This is a genomic window from Enterococcus sp. HMSC061C05 (assembly GCF_001814765.1).
GTDB classification, from domain to species: domain Bacteria; phylum Bacillota; class Bacilli; order Lactobacillales; family Enterococcaceae; genus Enterococcus_B; species Enterococcus_B lactis.
Genome location: NZ_KV817750.1, coordinates 22,301 through 39,387, shown reverse-complemented (window position 1 = coordinate 39,387; position 17,087 = coordinate 22,301). Strand labels below are relative to the sequence as shown.

Here is a 17,087-nt window from a genome sequence, read left to right as displayed (position 1 = left end):
GATTTGGTTGTGGATAAGAAAGAAGAACGAGTAGACAAACTAAAGGTGATAGAAAATAGCCCTTTTGATGTAAGAAAAGGAACATTTCTAAAATATCAAGAAAAAAAGAAAGCTAAACTCATTTCAGAATTAGCTTATCAATTGGTAAATGTCCCTCAACTAGTTGAAGAACTGACAAAGAGTCGCATGAAGATATTAGATATTTCTAAGGAGCTTGCTGAAAAAATTGTTAATGGTGAACTTGTTTTTAGTAGAAAAGAGACCACCGGAGAAGCAGTGGGAATCTTGCGAGACGTAAAAACTGGTAAATTATTTTCTCAAATACCCATTAAAGATATGCCAGTAGAATTAGGAGCAACTATAGCAACTGTGGGTCTGAGTGTAAAATTACAAGAAATCTCGAATAAACTTGAAGTGCTTAATAGTAAAATTAATAGAGTAAATCGAAATTTTGACTTAAACAGATACGCGGAAGTTTATTCAGCAGAGGACAAGTTCAAGTTAGCAATTTTGACCAAAGATCAAGAAATCAAAAAATCGTTACTTGTTGAAGTGTTATCTCAAGCTACTAACGCAAAAAACTTGTTGCTTAACCAATTATATGAATCAAAGCGACAACTCGAATTAGATAAGAACAATAATAATTGGCTGAGTGAAACAATCACGATTAAAAAGAAAGCAGAACAAGCAGCGAGCTTAGCGCAAGATGCGTTGGATAACCTTTACTATATGAAGGATGCCTTTAATTTTCAGATTATGAGTTTAATTGAATTAGGTGAATATGAAGCATTGAGTTATACAGTGAGTGATTTTAAGGATTTGATACTTAGAGATTTTTCAGGCGAGGATGCTTTATTTTTAGATGGTCATCTTCCACCAACTTCAACTAATCCATTTAAGTATCTCTCTGAGGAAGTAATCGAATCATCAACTGGGATTATTGAATTTCTGAGTTGTAATGGAGATTTATTGAAGGTAGATTTTTTTCCTAGCGATATAGTCAGAGTAAAGGAGGATATTAATGAAAGTGAGTATTTGTAAAGTAAAAGGCTGTGAAAAACAAATCCTAGATGGTGAAAAATATTGTAGTTATCACAAGAAGAAAAAGGCAGAAAATCGTGGAACTATGGTCAAAAGAGCACTAACTGTTGCCGCAGGGGCAACATTCTTAGCTATAACAGGAAAATTAAAACCTTAAATTTAGATTGGTTAAATTATATTCAATGATTTAATTTTAGAGGTATTCAGGGGATACTGGTATTTTTTTGAAGGTCTAAATTATCGGAAATAAAAAATAAATCCAATCATCACTCTATGATACATACGAAAGCTTTCACTTGAGTGAGAGTAATTGGTACTCTTTCACAAAACATGGATAACCAGTTTTACAAATTTCTTCTTTTTTTGTGAAAGAAAAAATGATCGATATATAAGGTATTCCTTTTTGACTATAGGAATATCTTATATACTTTAAATTCATGTAGATTTTATTATTCGAAACTAATCGATAGTAGTAAGATTTAAAGATATCATTTCTTTATGATACCCAGCTCCGTATCATAAGTGATGATATTTTTGAAAAAAGCGATAATCTAATATAGTTATTGTTAAAGTAAATACTTTTTTGTTATAGTTCAGTGATACCGGAATATACACTTTTACAAAAGCTTTTTTAATGAAATAGATGTAAAATTCAATAACAAGGTCACTATTTAATTTTTATTAAATAACTAAGTTAAATAAATTGAGCTGTTGCATAATAGACATAAGGAAATGTTCTTTTCTATATTTAGAAAAGCTGTCAAGGCGAAGTTTAAATATCACAAAACTTAATTGGAAAAGAGAATCAACTGGAACTTGCTAGCGTTGCAAGTTGAATAAAAAAACAACCAAGATTAGATTGTAGGAACTTGTAGAAGATCATAATTTGAAGTTAACAAAAGAATTCCACGACACCTCTACTCTGTTAAGCACAGGAAACAGAGAGTTAAGGGCAAGAAAAATAGGCGAGGATATCGGGTTGAAAGGCCGATTGTAGAACATAAGTTAATAGTAAATAAAAAGACGAAGAAATCGCGTCAAGTGGATTCTTCGTCTTTTTATTGATGAGATTGTTGTGACAACGTGCTTATTTTATTAGAAGATATCTTTTTCTGATTTTTCTAATGCTAAAGCTAAACACCCAATGATTCCAGCATCATCTCCTAATTTTGGAGGTAATACATAGTTTTCGAATGCTGGGTAGTCTACATAGTGATTCATCAAACCAACCAAAGCTTCTTGGACTCGTTCTCTCAGATGTGCTTGTTTCATTACGCCTCCGCCAAAGATGATGACATCAGGTGAAAATAGAAGAGTTGTGTTATAGACACATTGAGCGATGTAATAAGCTTCTAATTCCCAAGAAGGATCAGCGACAGACAACTCTTGACCTTTCATGCCTGTTCTTTGTTCGATTGCAGGTCCAGAAGCCATTCCTTCCAGGCAATCGCTATGATAAGGACAAACACCTTTAAAGGTATCCACAGGGTGTCGGCGCACAAGCATATGTCCCATTTCAGGGTGGCTGAAACCTTCTACAAAAGTGCCATTTTGCAAGGCACCGCCACCAATACCTGTTCCAATCGTATAGTAAACAATAGTGGAACGCCCTTTTCCATTCCCCGCGACATATTCTCCGTAAGCAGCTGCATTGACATCGGTGGTAAAGACAATCGGTAGTTCTTTTAAATTTTTATTTAAATAACCGATAAAGTCAAAATTCTGCCAAGCTTTTTTTGGCGTAGAGGTGATATATCCGTATGTTGCTGAATTGGGATGAATATCAATCGGTCCAAAAGAACCTATTCCAATCGCTGCCAGTTGGTCTTGGTGTTTTTTGAAGAAATCAATAACGTTATTCATCGTTTCTATCGGCGTGGTTGTAGGGATTTGTATTCTTTCAATTACTTCTAAATCTTTCGTACCTACTGCGCAGACAAATTTTGTTCCGCCAGCTTCAATTGCTCCATATAACATAAAACATTTGCTCCTTTGCAGTTAAGTCGTTTTACCTTGAATCAGCTTTACTGGTAAAACGTAATGTGATTCCAGTGGTTTTTCAGCATCTTGGATTCTTTGCAGTAGCAAGTCTACAAGGATGTCGGCAATATCCGTTATTGGTTGAGCGATAGTAGACAGATGCGGAAAATAATTCTGGATAAATTTTGTTCCGTCATATCCAATGATTTTCAATTGCTCAGGGATGCGGATATCGAGCTCTTGACACAGATTGTATGCCAATACAGCTGTAAGATCATCTGTGCAAAAAATACTGTCAATCTCTTCATTTTGCAAAATCCGTTTGATTTCTAAATTTTTTAAAGCAGTGGAACGAGCAGTTGAATGGAATTGAAAAATCTGTGGTTCTAGCTGCTGCTCATCCATAAATTTCAAATAGCCGTTCATTCGGTCATTTGTGGGGGAGTTGGATTCTTGCGAGCCCGTCAAAATAGCGATTTTACGAGCTCCTTTTAGATAGAGATTTTCTGTCGCGAGATAACCGCCTCGGAAATTATCACTGCTGACGATTGGTGTTCCGTCTGCCAGATAGCGGTCAAAAGAGACGATTGGCAACTCAATATTTTCGTACTCCTGTATCCCGAGATTATGAGCGCCGGCGATGATGCCGTCCACTTTATTTGCTGCTAACATGTTGAGATAATTTCGTTCTTTTTCTTTATTATTAGCACTGTCACATAAGATCGAACGATAGCCTAAATCAAATAATTTACTTTCCAACTGTTCGACTAATTCGCCAAAAAACGGATTGGCGACTGTTGGGAAAATCAAGCCGATCAATTGGGTGTTTTTTCCTTGAAGTGAACGGGCTAACGAATTCGGCTGATAATTGAGTTCTTTCATTGCTTGATTCACTTTATCGATTGTTTTTTGACTTAAAGAACCATAATTATTTATCACTCTCGAGACAGTAGTAGGAGAGACTCCTGCTTTTTTTGCCACATCTGTCAATTTAACAGCCATTTTCTTCATCCTTTATTTGTTCATATTCCGCAGATGCCATAATTTCCCTTTAAATTCCCTGTCACTTTTTATATACAAGCCCGTTTGATCATCTGTCGGAAAGACACGGGCAGTCGCTGTTTGCTGTCCATCATTTACAAACACCTCTACAACGGAACGATCAACAAATATTTGTAATTTCAGCGGTTTCTTTTCAATTGAGAATTCACGTACAGTTCCAAAATTTTCAGCGAAAGATTTGCCGGCATGGCTGCGATCCATACTCATTTTACCATGTATCGTATCAAAGGATAGTGTTAAACCGTGTTTTTGTTGTTCATCTGCAAACAATAAAATAGTACCTTTCTGTGAGTAATCGAATTCTAACTGGAGTTCATATTGATTTATTTCCGCGTCAATAGTGGTTTCCAAACCGCTAAAGTGATAAGGTTTTCCTTTTCGCAACTGCGCTGTTTCTTTCACCGGTCGTTGATAGAGCTGCTCTTTTTCAATAGTAAGTTCTTTTACGATGCTCAAGCAGTGTGCCCATCCTTCTTCGTCAGTTGGATAGCTGATTTCAGGCAACCCAATCCAACTGATTGCCAAGGTTCGTCCATTTTCATCACTGAAACAATGCGTCGCGTAAATGTCAAATCCTTCATCTATATTTTTTATGTGAGTAGGGTCGGAAAGCTCATTTTTTTCAAAATCAAATGTTTGACCGATCACGTAAGTATTCGGATAAATATTACTGTATGAGTGGATCTCGTGAGATAAACCTTGTGGGCAGAAGACCAGTAGTGCTTTGCCGTTCACAAATAATAGATTTGGACACTCGATCATAAAACCCATTTCTTCCTCTGTAAAACCCAAAGTTCCTAAAAACTGCCAATTTTGAAGATCTTTACTGTAATAAGTTAGGATTCTTCCTTGTTTTTGTTCAGTTTGTGCTCCGACAATGAGCAAGTAACCGCCATCATAAGCAATCAGCTGAGGATCACGGATTTCTTGTGTATATCCCGAAGGTGGGGAGCTGATCAAAGGAGTCGGTATCTTAGTGATATTACCATTTTTGTCCATCCATGCCCCTAACTGAAAGGAATGACGTCCCCAATTCGAATCACGCACATTTCCGGTATATGCAAGGAACAGTTGATTATCAATCGGCAAAGCTGAACCTGAGTACACACCGTGACTGTCAAATGAATTATCCGGAATCAGTTTGAGGCCATCGTTTTTCCAATCTATCAGATTAACTGAGGAGAGATGGTACCAAGATTTCAGACCATGAACAGACCCCATCGGATATGCTTGATAAAATAGCTGCCATTTCCCGTCGAAATAGGAAAAACCATTCGGATCGTTCAATAAACCAGTAACTGGTTGTATATGGTAGCCTAAGCGCCAATGGGAAGAATTGATTTTTTTCTCTAAGGAATGCAAATGTTCTTCAGACCATTCTTTATATGGACGATAACGATCCGTTCGTGACCAATTTTCTTTAAGTTTCATGACAAACTCCTTGTAAACGTATTCTTGGAATTATAATATATTTTTTCTGGTAAAATGTCAAACGAATATCAAAATTAAATGGCTTATAAAAGCTATTTTTTTATATATAAAAAATTATTTTATTTAAAATTTGATAATCGATTGACAATTGTTTTAAATCATGGCATATTGTGCTTAAGAAAAATTTATAGTTACTGCTTCAATAATTTTGGATTAGGAGGAAATGAAATGGATTACAAAAAAGTAGCTGAAGAAATCAGCAAAGCGCTTGGAGAAGACAATGTACAAGCAGCTGCGCATTGTGCAACACGTTTACGGCTTGTCTTAAAAGATTCAGACAAAGTAGACCAGAAGGCTCTGGATGATAATGAAAGTGTGAAAGGAACTTTTGAAGCAAATGATCAATTTCAGATCATTATCGGAGCAGGTGATGTGAATAACGTATATGATGAATTCGTTAAGATCACCGGCGTAAAGGAAGCTTCAACCGACGATTTGAAAGCGGTAGCATCGAATAAGAAGAATAATCCTGTCATGGCCTTTATCAAGGTGTTGTCAGATATCTTCGTTCCGATTGTCCCTGCATTGGTTGCGGGTGGACTGTTGATGGCTCTGAATAATGTTTTGACGGCACAGGATTTGTTTGGTCCTCATTCAGTGGTTGAGTTGTATCCATCAGTGAAAGATTTTGCTGGCATCATTAATTTACTTGCTTCAGCGCCGTTTGCTTTTTTGCCGATTTTGGTAGGTTTTTCAGCAACTCGACGTTTTGGAGGCAATCCGTATCTTGGAGCAGCAATGGGGATGGCGATGGTCATGCCGGATTTAGTGAATGGATACAGTGTGACGAATGCTATTGCAGAAGGATCGATGCCTTATTGGAATATTTTTGGAATGAATGTGGCACAAGCCGGTTATCAAGGATCTGTTCTTCCAGTCCTTGCAGTTTCTTGGATTTTAGCTACTTTAGAAAAATTCTTCCATAAACGGTTGGCTAATGCTTTCGACTACACATTTACTCCAATGCTAGCTATTATTATTACTGGTTTTTTAACTTTTACAGTAGTAGGGCCGGTGATGCGTACTGTCGGAGACGGCTTAGCTGATGGATTAAGCTGGTTATACAGTACTACTGGAGCTTTCGGCTTAGGTGTCTTTGGTTTCTTCTATTCGCCGATAGTCATTACCGGATTACATCAAAGCTTTCCAGCAATCGAGACTACTTTACTAGCAGATGTTGCCAGAACGGGTGGCTCTTTTATCTTTCCAGTTGCCTCAATGGCAAATGTAGCGCAAGGAGCGGCTGCTTTGGCGATTATGCTGCTGACAAAAAATAAAAAGCAAAAGAGTCTAGCTACCACTGCAGGTGTTTCCGCTATGTTGGGGATTACTGAGCCAGCGATATTCGGTGTGAATTTGAAACTGAAATTTCCGTTTATTTGTGGAATGATTGCTGCAGGAATTGCTTCATTCTTTATCGGCTTGTTCCACGTATTAGCAGTTGCGATGGGACCGGCAAGCGTCATTGGCTTTATTTCCATTGCACCTCGTTCGATTCCTTCATTCATGATCGGAATTGTTATCAGTATAGTGATCGGTTTTTTAAGCACTTACTTCTATGGAAAAAAACATATGGAACTGCTAGCAGATGGTGAATCAAAAGGAACAGAAGCAGCTGAGTCAATCAGTTCAGCTCCTAAAACGACTAGGAAACCGCAAGATGAAATTTTAGCTGCATCAGTCAGCGGGAAGATTCTCCCTTTAACGAAGGTAAAAGATCCAGTTTTTTCCACTGAAATGATGGGAAGAGGTATAGCAGTCAAACCAGATGACGGGGTAGTCCATGCTCCAGCAGATGGTATATTGACAGTTGTCCACGAATCTAAACATGCATATGGCTTGAAAACAGAGAAAGGAGCGGAAGTACTGATCCATATCGGTATCGATACAGTGAATCTAAAAGGGGCCGGATTCACGACACAGCGACAATATGGTGAATTAGTGAAAAAAGGGGATATTCTCGGTACATTTGATCGTAAATTGCTTAAAGAAGAAGGGTACGACGATACAATTATGGAAATTGTCACTAATTCCTCTGCATATGCTAATGTAAAAATTCTTGAAAAAAACACGGTCAAAAGTGGTGAAGATATTCTGATAGTGAGTGAAACAGATGAAAAATAAATGGTGGAAAAGTGCAGTAATCTATCAAATCTATCCTCGAAGTTTTCAAGATACAAATGGAGATGGCATTGGAGATATTCCTGGTATTCTTTCAAGATTAGATTATCTAGAAAACCTGGGAATCAATGCGATATGGTTAAGCCCGGTTTATGAATCACCTAATGATGATAATGGCTATGATATCAGTGACTACAGAAAAATAGGCGCAGAATATGGAACGATGGCAGATATGGATTTACTGATAAAAGAAGCACGACAAAGGGGAATAAGAGTCATCATGGATCTTGTTATCAATCATACGTCAGACAGACATCCATGGTTTCAATCGGCAAAAAAAAGTGTTACCAGTCCCTATCACGACTATTATGTTTGGCGTAAAGAACCGAATGGATTAGAGTCGAACTTCGGCGGTTCAGCATGGACCTATGTGCCCGAAGTGAATCAATATTATCTGCACTTGCATTCGAAAAAGCAGCCGGATTTGAATTGGCAAAATCCAAAGATGAGACAAGCAATCTATGACATGATGAATTTTTGGCTTGAGAAAGGGATTGGCGGATTTCGATTAGATGTCATTGATCTGATTGGAAAACAGCCGGAACAATCTATTACTAAAAATGGTCCTCTTTTACATGATTTATTGCAAGAAATGTACCAAAAAACATTTGGTCATTATGATGTAGTGACAGTGGGAGAGACTTGGGGGGCAACGCCCAAGATTGCGCAGCTGTATTCAAAAGAAGAACGCAAAGAATTATCAATGGTCTTTCAATTCGAGCATATTAATCTAGACAAACAGAATGGCAAGCGAAAATGGGATCTAAAGGATTTAGATCCACAGGAATTACATCGGACTTTTTCTAAATGGCAGATTGAATTAGGTGGTTGTGGTTGGAATTCTTTATTTTGGAATAATCATGATCTCCCACGAATCATTTCTCGCTGGGGGGACGATCAAGAATATCGAACAATCAGTGGAAAAATGCTAGCGATATACCTCCATTTTATGCAAGGTACTCCTTATATCTATCAAGGAGAAGAAATCGGCATGATCAATTATCCAGTAAAGAGTATTGATGAGGTAGATGATATTGAAAGCCAAAGAATGTATGCAGAACGTATAAAAAAAGGCTATTCGAAGGAAGAGTTGATCCAATCAATCAACTCGAAGGGGCGAGATAATGCTCGCCATCCGATGCAATGGAACAATCACAAAAATGGTGGCTTTACGGAAGGCACTCCTTGGTTGCCAGTGGGGAATACAGAAGAGATCAATGTAGAAGCAGCATTAGCTGCTCAAGATTCCTTGTTTTATACGTATCAAAAACTGATCGAATTGCGCAAAGAATTACCTGTGATTGTCTATGGGAAATATCAAGTCATTGAGACAGAGGAACCGAATGTTTTAGCATATCTACGCAGTTTAAAAAACCAAAAAATACTAGTTGTAGTTAATTTTTCTGATCAAAAGACTACTTTTCCAATCGGTAAGTATCGTGTCAAACAAGTCTTGATCCAAAATTACAAAAAGAAAGTTACTAACAATTTACTCCCATATGAAGCTTTTAGCGCGCTGATCTATTAAGTGGTTTTTTCTATAGATGAATCTTTGTTATGAGGTAGATAGTTCAATGAAACAGTTATTCGATTTGTTTATAGAAAACAATTTAATCAGCAAAAAGGGGGACAAACTTTTAATTGTCTCCCTTTAATTGTTAGGATGGAATATTATCACTCTTAAACAATAAGTTAAAAAAATATTCGTTTACATAAAAAAGATTATTTAGATGCGATAATATCATAGATAAAGAAACATTCATCATAAGAAACAGTGATCCCAAATTCTGTTTCAATATTTTTGAAGGCCTTTTTTACATGAAAAATTGTTTCATGAGAAGGTCTTGTGTCATCTTCTGATATAATTTTAAGTTCATGACCGTTTATCAATGTACGCTCAATTAGACACGCTGTATGAATCAAAAGTTTTAAAAGAATGGAATGAGTGAATTTTTTGTGGAAAGTACATTCCAATTCTTGGATAAAATCCATTAAGCTTTTTTGGATCTTATTCCCAGCTAATAAGTAGAGATATTTGTCCACTGCTTCAATTCCCATATCAAAAAACGATATTTCTTGTGAATGAGTGGCTGCTGCCCTTTTTTGATTGTTGTTCTTCAGTCGTAAGATGACAAAGCATCTTATCTTTGAATAAAAAAATAGAACTACCTAAGGAAGCGTTTCGGCGCTTCCTTTTTCTATATGATCGTTTAATGACTGTAGGAATTCAGTATACCAAAAGAAAACCACCTTTTTGACTAAACTTGATAGTGGTCAATTTTTTATGATGGATAAGTATCTATACTTAGTCTCGTAAGAACGAAAAGGAAAAGAGGGAGAAAGATGAAATTTCAAAAGTGGATCCAAGAGCATCGAAATCATATCACCGCCTTATCAGCTGTGTTGATTATTTTTGGTTTTATCGGAAAATTTACTGGATTTGTCTTGTTCTATAACACTGCTCTAGCCATAGCTTCTATTATTGCGGTCATACCTATTATGATCCATGCGTATCAGGCAGTAAAAGTCAAAGTTATCTCAATTGATTTACTCGTTACTATTGCTGTGCTTGGTGCCTTTATGATCGGAGAATACAAGGAGTCAGCTATCGTTACATTCTTGTTTTTGTTTGGTAGTTATCTGGAACAAAAAACATTGACCAAAACGCGGGAATCAATCAAGGCTTTGACCGAGATGGCCCCATTGACTGCCAGCGTTGTCCAAGAAGATGGAACGACTGAAGAAGTGGAAATCGATGACGTGGAAGAAGGTGATATCGTCTTAGTAAAAACTGGTGGAGCTATTCCTGTGGACGGACGAGTCATTGACGGAAAAGGGTATGCGGATGAAGCCGCAGTGACGGGTGAATCACGACAAGTCGTCAAAATCAGTGGAGATGACGTATTTTCTGGAACGATTTTAGCAGATGGCTACGTGACGATCGAAGCAACTAAGGTCGGAGATGATACGACCTTTGCCAAAATTATCGAATTAGTCGAAGAAGCACAAGATACCAAATCACATGCGGAAAAATTCATTGATCGTTTTTCTCAGTATTATACTCCAACCGTTTTACTTATTGCGTTGCTTGTTGGTCTGATCAGTCGTGATTTTCGTTTAGCCATCACTGTTTTGGTTCTTGGTTGTCCTGGCGCTTTAGTCATTGGTGCGCCTGTTTCGAATGTAGCAGGAATCGGTAATGGAGCGAAACGGGGCATCTTAGTCAAAGGCGGTGAAGCAATGGATACTTTTTCCAAAATCGATACTTTTGTCTTTGATAAAACCGGTACATTGACCAAAGGAACTACTGCTGTATCCACTATCAAGAACTATACAGAGGATGAAGGGGACAGCTTAGCTTTAGTGGCTCGATTAGAAACGTTATCCGATCATCCTCTGGGGCGCGCCGTGATCCATTATGCTCAGGAGAAAGACATTGATTTTCAACAATTAGCAGTCAAAGATAATCAGACGATCAAGGGACAAGGAATCACAGCTGAGATTGATGGTCATACAGTTTGTGCGGGCAACACCAAATTGATTGCCGCTCACAAACTTTCTCTCACACCAAAGCAAGTACAAGATTTACATCAATTACAACAAACAGGCAGCTCGGTCATTATTGTAGTAATCGACAAAAAAATCACTCAAATCATTGGTGTGTCAGATGTGATTCGACCAGAAGTCGCTGAACAATTAGCTATGTTGAAACAAGCAGGAGCAAAACATTTAGTGATGCTGACAGGTGATAATCAGATGACTGCTGATTATGTAGCTGATATGTTAGGCATTGATGAAGTCCATGCTGAATTATTACCAGATGAAAAGGTTCAATTTGTGAAAAAATACCAAGAACAAGGATTGCGCGTTGCTTTCATTGGAGATGGAATCAATGATTCTCCCTCTTTGGCTGCGGCTGATATCGGGATTGCTATGGGATCAGGAACGGATGTTGCTATCGAAACGAGTGACGTTGTCTTGATGCAATCTAGTTTTGGATCGTTGGTTCATGCCTACCGTTTGGCTAAGAAAACTGTTTTGAATACCCGTGAAAATGTAGTGATTGCCATTGGTGTCGTCTTATTTTTACTCATCGGCTTATTTGCCGGGTTTATTTACATGGCTAGTGGGATGTTCGTTCACGAAGCTAGTATCTTGATCGTTATCTTTAACGCGATGCGTTTATTGTATTTTGGACACGAAAGCAAAGAGGAAAAATCGTAAAACTTGATAAGAATCAATTTTTTTATGGAAGCTGTAATCTAGAATAAGACTATCAAGAAAAAGGAAGGAAGAACTATGATGAAAAAAATGATTATGCAATTAGATACACTAGCTTGTCCAAGCTGTATGCAAAAAATCGAACATGCGGTTTCGCAACAGCCTGGGGTAAGCAATACGAAAGTTTTGTTTAATGCGAGCAAAATCAAAGCAAACTTTGATCCAGATAAAGTTCACCCTGAACAATTAGCTGCAGTTGTGGAAAAATTAGGTTATGAAGTCCAATCAACAAAAGTAAAAGAGGCGTAAATCAATGAATATAGTGGAAGAAAAATTTGCTCAAGAAACAAAACAAGCAGATATTGACCATCATAAACCAACTGCTGGCGCCATGGTGGGGCATGTATTAGCAAATTTTAAATTAGAAGAAATGAAATTGATCCAAGCACAATTGTATGTTTTGGGTACATCTTCGCAAGAATTAAGTACCCTTTTTTCAGAATATGCTGATCAAGAAGCGAGATGGTTCAATAAAATCTCTCATGAGTTAGTGATTGAAAATGAAATCGTTCCGTCTACTTTAGAAGAAGTCATGCGTTATGGAAAAATTTACGAACATGGTCAAAACAAATATTTACCAGCCTCAACAATGTTGGAAAACTTTGCAAAAGATTTTGATTTCCAAAATATGTTTATCACACGGGCAATCAAGTTAGCTGAAAAAGAAGAAAAATATGGCTTGCAACAATTGCTTGTTGAACTTTTAAGTTTCAATAAAGAAATCATCTACCAAGTACAAAGACTCCAAGGAAAAACTGTCCGACAAGATTTGGATGAGGAAGACGATGATGACTAAAAGTCTATGTTTCTTCAAATACAAATATAAAGCGTGAGAAAAGCGGGAAAAAAACACGAAGTTTTGTCTTAAAAATAAAATAAAAAGAAGCACCCGCTGAAGTTGTCTATAAGACATCAGCGGGTGCTTCTTAGTTCTTAAAAGGTTTAAAAGATGGATGAGAAAATACGAAAAAACAATAAAATCACATTGCTTATTTGATAGAATAAAGAAGTGGGGGAGTAATCGAAAGGAGTTTTTTAATTGAAAAAAAGGATTTTATTAACAATGGGTCTAGCTTTTTTGTTAGCTGGTTGTACCAACGGGAATGAACCAAGAAAAGAATCAACAAAAGAAACAGCGAAAGAAACAATTGCAACTACTACAACAACTAGCACAGAGAGCAAGTCAACTGCAACAAGTATAGAAACAGCAGATACCTCTACTTCGTCAGAGTCTTCCAAAACGATTGAAACAACTCAAACATCTACTTCAAGTTCTTCTGTAGAGGCTTCATCTTCCTCTTCAGAAAGCAGCGAACAAGTCGAACAAACACTATGGAATGCAGACAAAGCCGCACAATTAGAGGCATTTATGACTACATGGGGCCAAACAATGGGACAACAATACAAAAGTTATACGAATCAAATGAGTGTGGACTTATATGGTCTTAAAGTCCCTCAAGCTATTTTGAACGGGGAGTGGAAGATGGCTATTGGTGGAGTGCCTGTTTCTGCAGAATGGTCAGAAAGCGGAACAGGTCAAGCAGATTATCAAATCACAGCCGTCTATTCCGATGCAGAGACAGAACCATATCTGAAAAAGCATGTCTATCTATTCGGGTTTCAGCAAAATCAGCCCAAAGTATTGGTGACACAACAAAATCAGGGGAATCCCGATAATTATCTTTACTTCAACGAGACAGCGAATAATGAATTGAAAAATGGCTTTGATCAAATCGTTTATGGGTAAGTAAATTAGTGAGATGAACAAGGGGTTGTGACATGTCTTTTGTCACAACCCCTTGCTCAGTTTATTTGTTAGTCTTTTATTTTTTGTGTCGCCCATGTTGCACTGTACTGGTTACCTGCAACAAGATCATATTGTATCAGACGATAATCTTCTAGAATTTCTTTTTGTTTCTCAGTCAAATTTTTTTCTTGGATAATTTGACTATCTTCTGTAACAAAGACCTGTTTTCCGTTAAAACGATTAGACAAGCTTTCCGTAGGATCAATTGTTAATGCAGGTAGATGATTAGATACTTCTGTCAACAACGCATAGTAAGGAGTTACTTTGATATTCGCATGCTCAAGAGCCATAGCACCAAAGTTATTAGGAGCGACAACTTCTTTATTTAACGTAGTTGCTTGTTCACGACTATACTTGTTGCTATAAATGAAATAATCTGTCTGGTGCTGTTCTAATCCATATTTTTTTGAATCATTCCCACTATAGATTGCGGGTAAATGGTCACCATAAAAAACAAAAGTAATCGGTTTATCGATTTTGTCGATTTCTTGGATGAATTTTTTTACTGCTGTATCGGTATAATGAAGACCCTGCATATAAGTTTGTAATTCTTTTCTTCGATTAGGAATGACAGCAGTTCCTTCAGCAGTATAGTTCAATTCACTATAGTAATCATCATAAGGCATATGGTTTTGCATAGTGGATAATTGGATGAATTGCGAAGTTTCTGTATTGCTTTGTAAAGCTTTCAAGGTTTCTTTGTATGCTGAATCATCCGATATACGTGGACTTTGTTCTATTTTATCCGTATAAGTTAATTTATTCGGACTGTCTAAATAATAGAACCGATCAAAACCAAATTTATCAAACACTTGTTTTCTGCGATAAAGAGCAGCTGTAAAAGGATGGATGGCTATTTTTTCATCGAATAAATCGGTAATGTTTGGACTTATTTTCTGACGTTCCACTAGCTGGGTATAAGGGGTAACTAATGAAGCAGACAGGTTGCTGATACTCAATCCTGTCAATCCTTCCCATTCCATATTAGCTGTTCCGCCACCATAACCAACGGATAACATCAATCCTCCTGTTCCTTCTGTTATAATGCTTTTGATGTAAGGAATAGGGTCTGTAGGTACTGTCAGATTAGGGACACGTGCAGGATCACTGAAACTTTCACTTAAATTGAGAACGATCGTCTGATTGTTTAACCAGTCATTTCTTGTTTGATTGATTTCCACTGCCTTTGTATTATACTTTTTCATTATTTCATTAATTTTTTCTTTCGAATAGTCAGCAGGTTCTTCCATGATTTTAATGTCGATATTATTTAGGAATTGAATGACTGGACCGTTATCTTTTACGGCCCCTTGTTGGTTAAAGAAAGTCTTGTTTACTTTAAATAAATTAAACAGCAAGAAAGAAGGCGAATTTTTGTGATTAATGAAAAAGACCCCCGAAAAACATACTAATAATACAGCGATACTGATAAATCGACGTTTCCAATGAATCTTCAAGGAATACTGTTTTTGTAGTCTACGTTGTACAATAATACTAGTAATCAATAATAGGAGAAGGATTAATCCGCCCACGATTAATAAGATTGGGCTAACCATCGATAATAGTTCCGACAATCCGGTCAGCATTTTTAAATCTGAAGGAAAGACAGGTTCTTCCCGCATTTCCATTTTGATTACTGTCGAAATAGTGAGCAGTAAGTTAATGATTAAGGTAGCAGTAAAGGCGTACCAAAAACGATTGGAAATCAACAATAGTAAGAAGAAAAATCCCATAATGATGATGATTGTCAGGATCATGGGTGCTTGTCGCTGAGTAAATATTTTTAAGGCAACTTGGATAGTTTCTTTCCAACCTTCTTTTGGTTCTAAAACGAAAATCTGCACGAAGGTAAAGCAGTAAAAAAATGTTGCAACTAAAAAATAACTTTTATGAACAAAAAGCCAATGAATTCTTTTTTTCCAACGTTGTGTTAATTGTTCAATCGAATCAAAAGCGAAGTATTCGATGAAATGATGAATGAAACGGATTTTTTGTATATAAAATAAAAAGATAACTAGGAGGGACACTGCTAATAAATAGTAAATAAAAAACTGCCCGATATTTATCAGCCATGCCTTTCCTGAGTTTGGAAATTCACGTTTCATAAATGTAGATACGCGATAAGAAACTAAAGGGAAATTACATATAACTTGAGTGACAATCAAAAACACAGCAAGGAATTTTCCTCTTCCTTTTATATCTAATTTATCGGATAGCATTTCTAAAAATAAAAACGAAGAGAATGTATAATACATTGCGAAGAGAGAATATGGTTTAGAAAACCTTAGCGCTGTATCTGTATTTCCTCTGATGATGAGTGAAATTTGTGTCATCAAAATAATCAAACCGAATAAAACAATCAAGCTGATAAATACTTGAGGAAGCTTATAGCGGACCTTTTCTTTCCAGTTCCATTCTTTCAAACCATAACCCATTAAAAATAAATAAAAAATCCATAAAATACTCTGTCCATTCTGTAATGCAAACGGGTCTTTATTAAATAGAGTAGAGCAGCCAACTAATCCAATTGTTAAAAATAATAGTAGATGTTTAATTGTTATTTTCGATAATTTATTTAAAAATGCAACTGTATAAGGAATACTACAAAAAAGCAAAGTACAAGAAACAGCATAAGTAAAGTAGTTCTGACTGATAGGCGTTAGGATAAGCCAATAATCACGAATATTCAAGCTACCAGCTTGTACGTAAAAAAAGATATTGCAAGCTAGTGTGGCTATTAGGAATATAAAGGCAAAACGACTTAAATAATGTAAAACTTTTAAACGGGCGATTTTTTGATATTGGTAACCCATATAAAGTGGGATTAAATTTGTACCAATAACAACGGAAGTTTGTAAAAATGTATAGATGTAGAATCGTCCAGGGTTTGTGGAATATGTAGGAATAGTGACTGCTGAAATCAATATACGCTGTAAAACCATCATTATACAAGCGACAAAGATTGTTAAGAAGCCATAACTCTCCTTCTTTATTTTTTTCAAGAATAAACACCTCACAAAAAATTGGACAAAAACATAAGAAAGTGTTTCCTGAGAAGTTGCCCATTAATAACATCCTAACTTAGAATATCTCAAAAAACAACGTGTAGACAGAAAAAGTGTAAAACTAGCAAGAAATGGTTGTTTATATTATTAGAATTTTTAGAAAATTGCACCTTTAGTTTCTTTAGATAAAATGATACAATGATTGTTAAAATTGTGAAAGGGTGGTCATTTGTTAGAGA

The 17,087-nt window shown here is 36.5% G+C and carries 13 protein-coding genes; 8 read left to right on the top strand and 5 right to left on the bottom strand.

What is annotated here, in order from left to right; genetic code table 11:
- Positions 1–9: 9 nt before the first annotated feature.
- Both HMPREF2988_RS09605 and HMPREF2988_RS13795 read left to right on the top strand, forming a co-directional pair.
- The gene (locus HMPREF2988_RS09605; RefSeq protein WP_070770538.1) at positions 10–1,041 is read left to right on the top strand and encodes a hypothetical protein; all 1,032 of its coding nucleotides are present in this window, start codon (positions 10–12) and stop codon (positions 1,039–1,041) included.
- On the top strand, positions 1,022–1,198 hold the full coding sequence (locus HMPREF2988_RS13795) for a hypothetical protein (RefSeq protein WP_180363531.1): 177 nt from the start codon (positions 1,022–1,024) through the stop codon (positions 1,196–1,198). The genes HMPREF2988_RS09605 and HMPREF2988_RS13795 overlap by 20 nt, the downstream gene beginning before the upstream one ends.
- Before the next feature lie 938 nt (positions 1,199–2,136).
- Here HMPREF2988_RS13795 and HMPREF2988_RS09600 read toward each other — a convergent pair.
- From HMPREF2988_RS09600 to HMPREF2988_RS09590, 3 genes are read right to left on the bottom strand one after another with little or no spacing between them, the layout of a single operon-like run.
- Positions 2,137–3,018, bottom strand: coding sequence for an ROK family protein (locus HMPREF2988_RS09600; RefSeq protein WP_024635368.1), 882 nt, complete (start codon positions 3,016–3,018; stop codon positions 2,137–2,139).
- A gap of 21 nt (positions 3,019–3,039) precedes the next feature.
- The gene (locus tag HMPREF2988_RS09595; protein ID WP_002310605.1) at positions 3,040–4,023 is read right to left on the bottom strand and encodes a LacI family DNA-binding transcriptional regulator; all 984 of its coding nucleotides are present in this window, start codon (positions 4,021–4,023) and stop codon (positions 3,040–3,042) included.
- 12 nt (positions 4,024–4,035) lie between these two features.
- Positions 4,036–5,514 carry a sucrose-6-phosphate hydrolase gene (locus HMPREF2988_RS09590; RefSeq protein ID WP_070770537.1) on the bottom strand — a complete coding sequence of 493 codons (1,479 nt, stop codon included), beginning with the start codon at positions 5,512–5,514 and terminating at the stop codon, positions 4,036–4,038.
- A 228-nt stretch (positions 5,515–5,742) separates the two neighbouring features.
- Here HMPREF2988_RS09590 and HMPREF2988_RS09585 point away from each other — a divergent pair, with 228 nt between their 5' ends.
- A complete protein-coding gene (locus HMPREF2988_RS09585) occupies positions 5,743–7,698 on the top strand; it encodes a sucrose-specific PTS transporter subunit IIBC (protein ID WP_070770536.1) in 1,956 nt (651 codons plus the stop codon).
- Entirely contained in the window at positions 7,688–9,283 is a 1,596-nt protein-coding gene (locus tag HMPREF2988_RS09580) for a glycoside hydrolase family 13 protein (RefSeq protein WP_024635371.1), read from the top strand. The genes HMPREF2988_RS09585 and HMPREF2988_RS09580 overlap by 11 nt, the downstream gene beginning before the upstream one ends.
- 194 nt (positions 9,284–9,477) lie before the next feature.
- On the opposite strand, the gene HMPREF2988_RS09575 is transcribed toward HMPREF2988_RS09580, so the two are convergent.
- Positions 9,478–9,798 (bottom strand): PRD domain-containing protein, encoded by a 321-nt coding sequence (locus HMPREF2988_RS09575; RefSeq protein ID WP_002330723.1) that lies wholly within the window; start codon positions 9,796–9,798, stop codon positions 9,478–9,480.
- Between the two features lie 300 nt (positions 9,799–10,098).
- On the opposite strand from HMPREF2988_RS09575, the gene HMPREF2988_RS09570 reads away from it, so the two are divergent.
- From HMPREF2988_RS09570 to HMPREF2988_RS09555, 4 genes are all read left to right on the top strand, one after another.
- Positions 10,099–11,979 (top strand): heavy metal translocating P-type ATPase, encoded by a 1,881-nt coding sequence (locus HMPREF2988_RS09570; protein ID WP_070770535.1) that lies wholly within the window; start codon positions 10,099–10,101, stop codon positions 11,977–11,979.
- 78 nt (positions 11,980–12,057) lie between these two features.
- Positions 12,058–12,285, top strand: coding sequence for a heavy-metal-associated domain-containing protein (locus HMPREF2988_RS09565; protein ID WP_025477381.1), 228 nt, complete (start codon positions 12,058–12,060; stop codon positions 12,283–12,285).
- Positions 12,286–12,289: 4 nt separating this feature from the next.
- A complete protein-coding gene (locus HMPREF2988_RS09560; protein ID WP_010727258.1) occupies positions 12,290–12,832 on the top strand; it encodes a ferritin-like domain-containing protein in 543 nt (180 codons plus the stop codon).
- Between the two features lie 243 nt (positions 12,833–13,075).
- Complete coding sequence (locus HMPREF2988_RS09555) at positions 13,076–13,783, top strand: DUF4767 domain-containing protein (protein ID WP_070770534.1); 708 nt, start codon at positions 13,076–13,078, stop codon at positions 13,781–13,783.
- A gap of 68 nt (positions 13,784–13,851) precedes the next feature.
- Here HMPREF2988_RS09555 and HMPREF2988_RS09550 read toward each other — a convergent pair whose 3' ends face one another.
- The gene (locus HMPREF2988_RS09550; protein WP_276605363.1) at positions 13,852–16,845 is read right to left on the bottom strand and encodes an LTA synthase family protein; all 2,994 of its coding nucleotides are present in this window, start codon (positions 16,843–16,845) and stop codon (positions 13,852–13,854) included.
- Between the last annotated feature and the right edge of the window lie 242 nt (positions 16,846–17,087).

Coding starts and splice junctions, on each gene's coding strand:
- HMPREF2988_RS13795 (WP_180363531.1), top strand. CDS start 1,022: ATGAAAGTGAGTATTTGTAAAGTAAAAGGCTGTGAAAAACAAATCCTA.
- HMPREF2988_RS09600 (WP_024635368.1), bottom strand. CDS start 3,018: ATGTTATATGGAGCAATTGAAGCTGGCGGAACAAAATTTGTCTGCGCA.
- HMPREF2988_RS09595 (WP_002310605.1), bottom strand. CDS start 4,023: ATGGCTGTTAAATTGACAGATGTGGCAAAAAAAGCAGGAGTCTCTCCT.
- HMPREF2988_RS09590 (WP_070770537.1), bottom strand. CDS start 5,514: ATGAAACTTAAAGAAAATTGGTCACGAACGGATCGTTATCGTCCATAT.
- HMPREF2988_RS09585 (WP_070770536.1), top strand. CDS start 5,743: ATGGATTACAAAAAAGTAGCTGAAGAAATCAGCAAAGCGCTTGGAGAA.
- HMPREF2988_RS09580 (WP_024635371.1), top strand. CDS start 7,688: ATGAAAAATAAATGGTGGAAAAGTGCAGTAATCTATCAAATCTATCCT.
- HMPREF2988_RS09570 (WP_070770535.1), top strand. CDS start 10,099: ATGAAATTTCAAAAGTGGATCCAAGAGCATCGAAATCATATCACCGCC.
- HMPREF2988_RS09565 (WP_025477381.1), top strand. CDS start 12,058: ATGAAAAAAATGATTATGCAATTAGATACACTAGCTTGTCCAAGCTGT.
- HMPREF2988_RS09560 (WP_010727258.1), top strand. CDS start 12,290: ATGAATATAGTGGAAGAAAAATTTGCTCAAGAAACAAAACAAGCAGAT.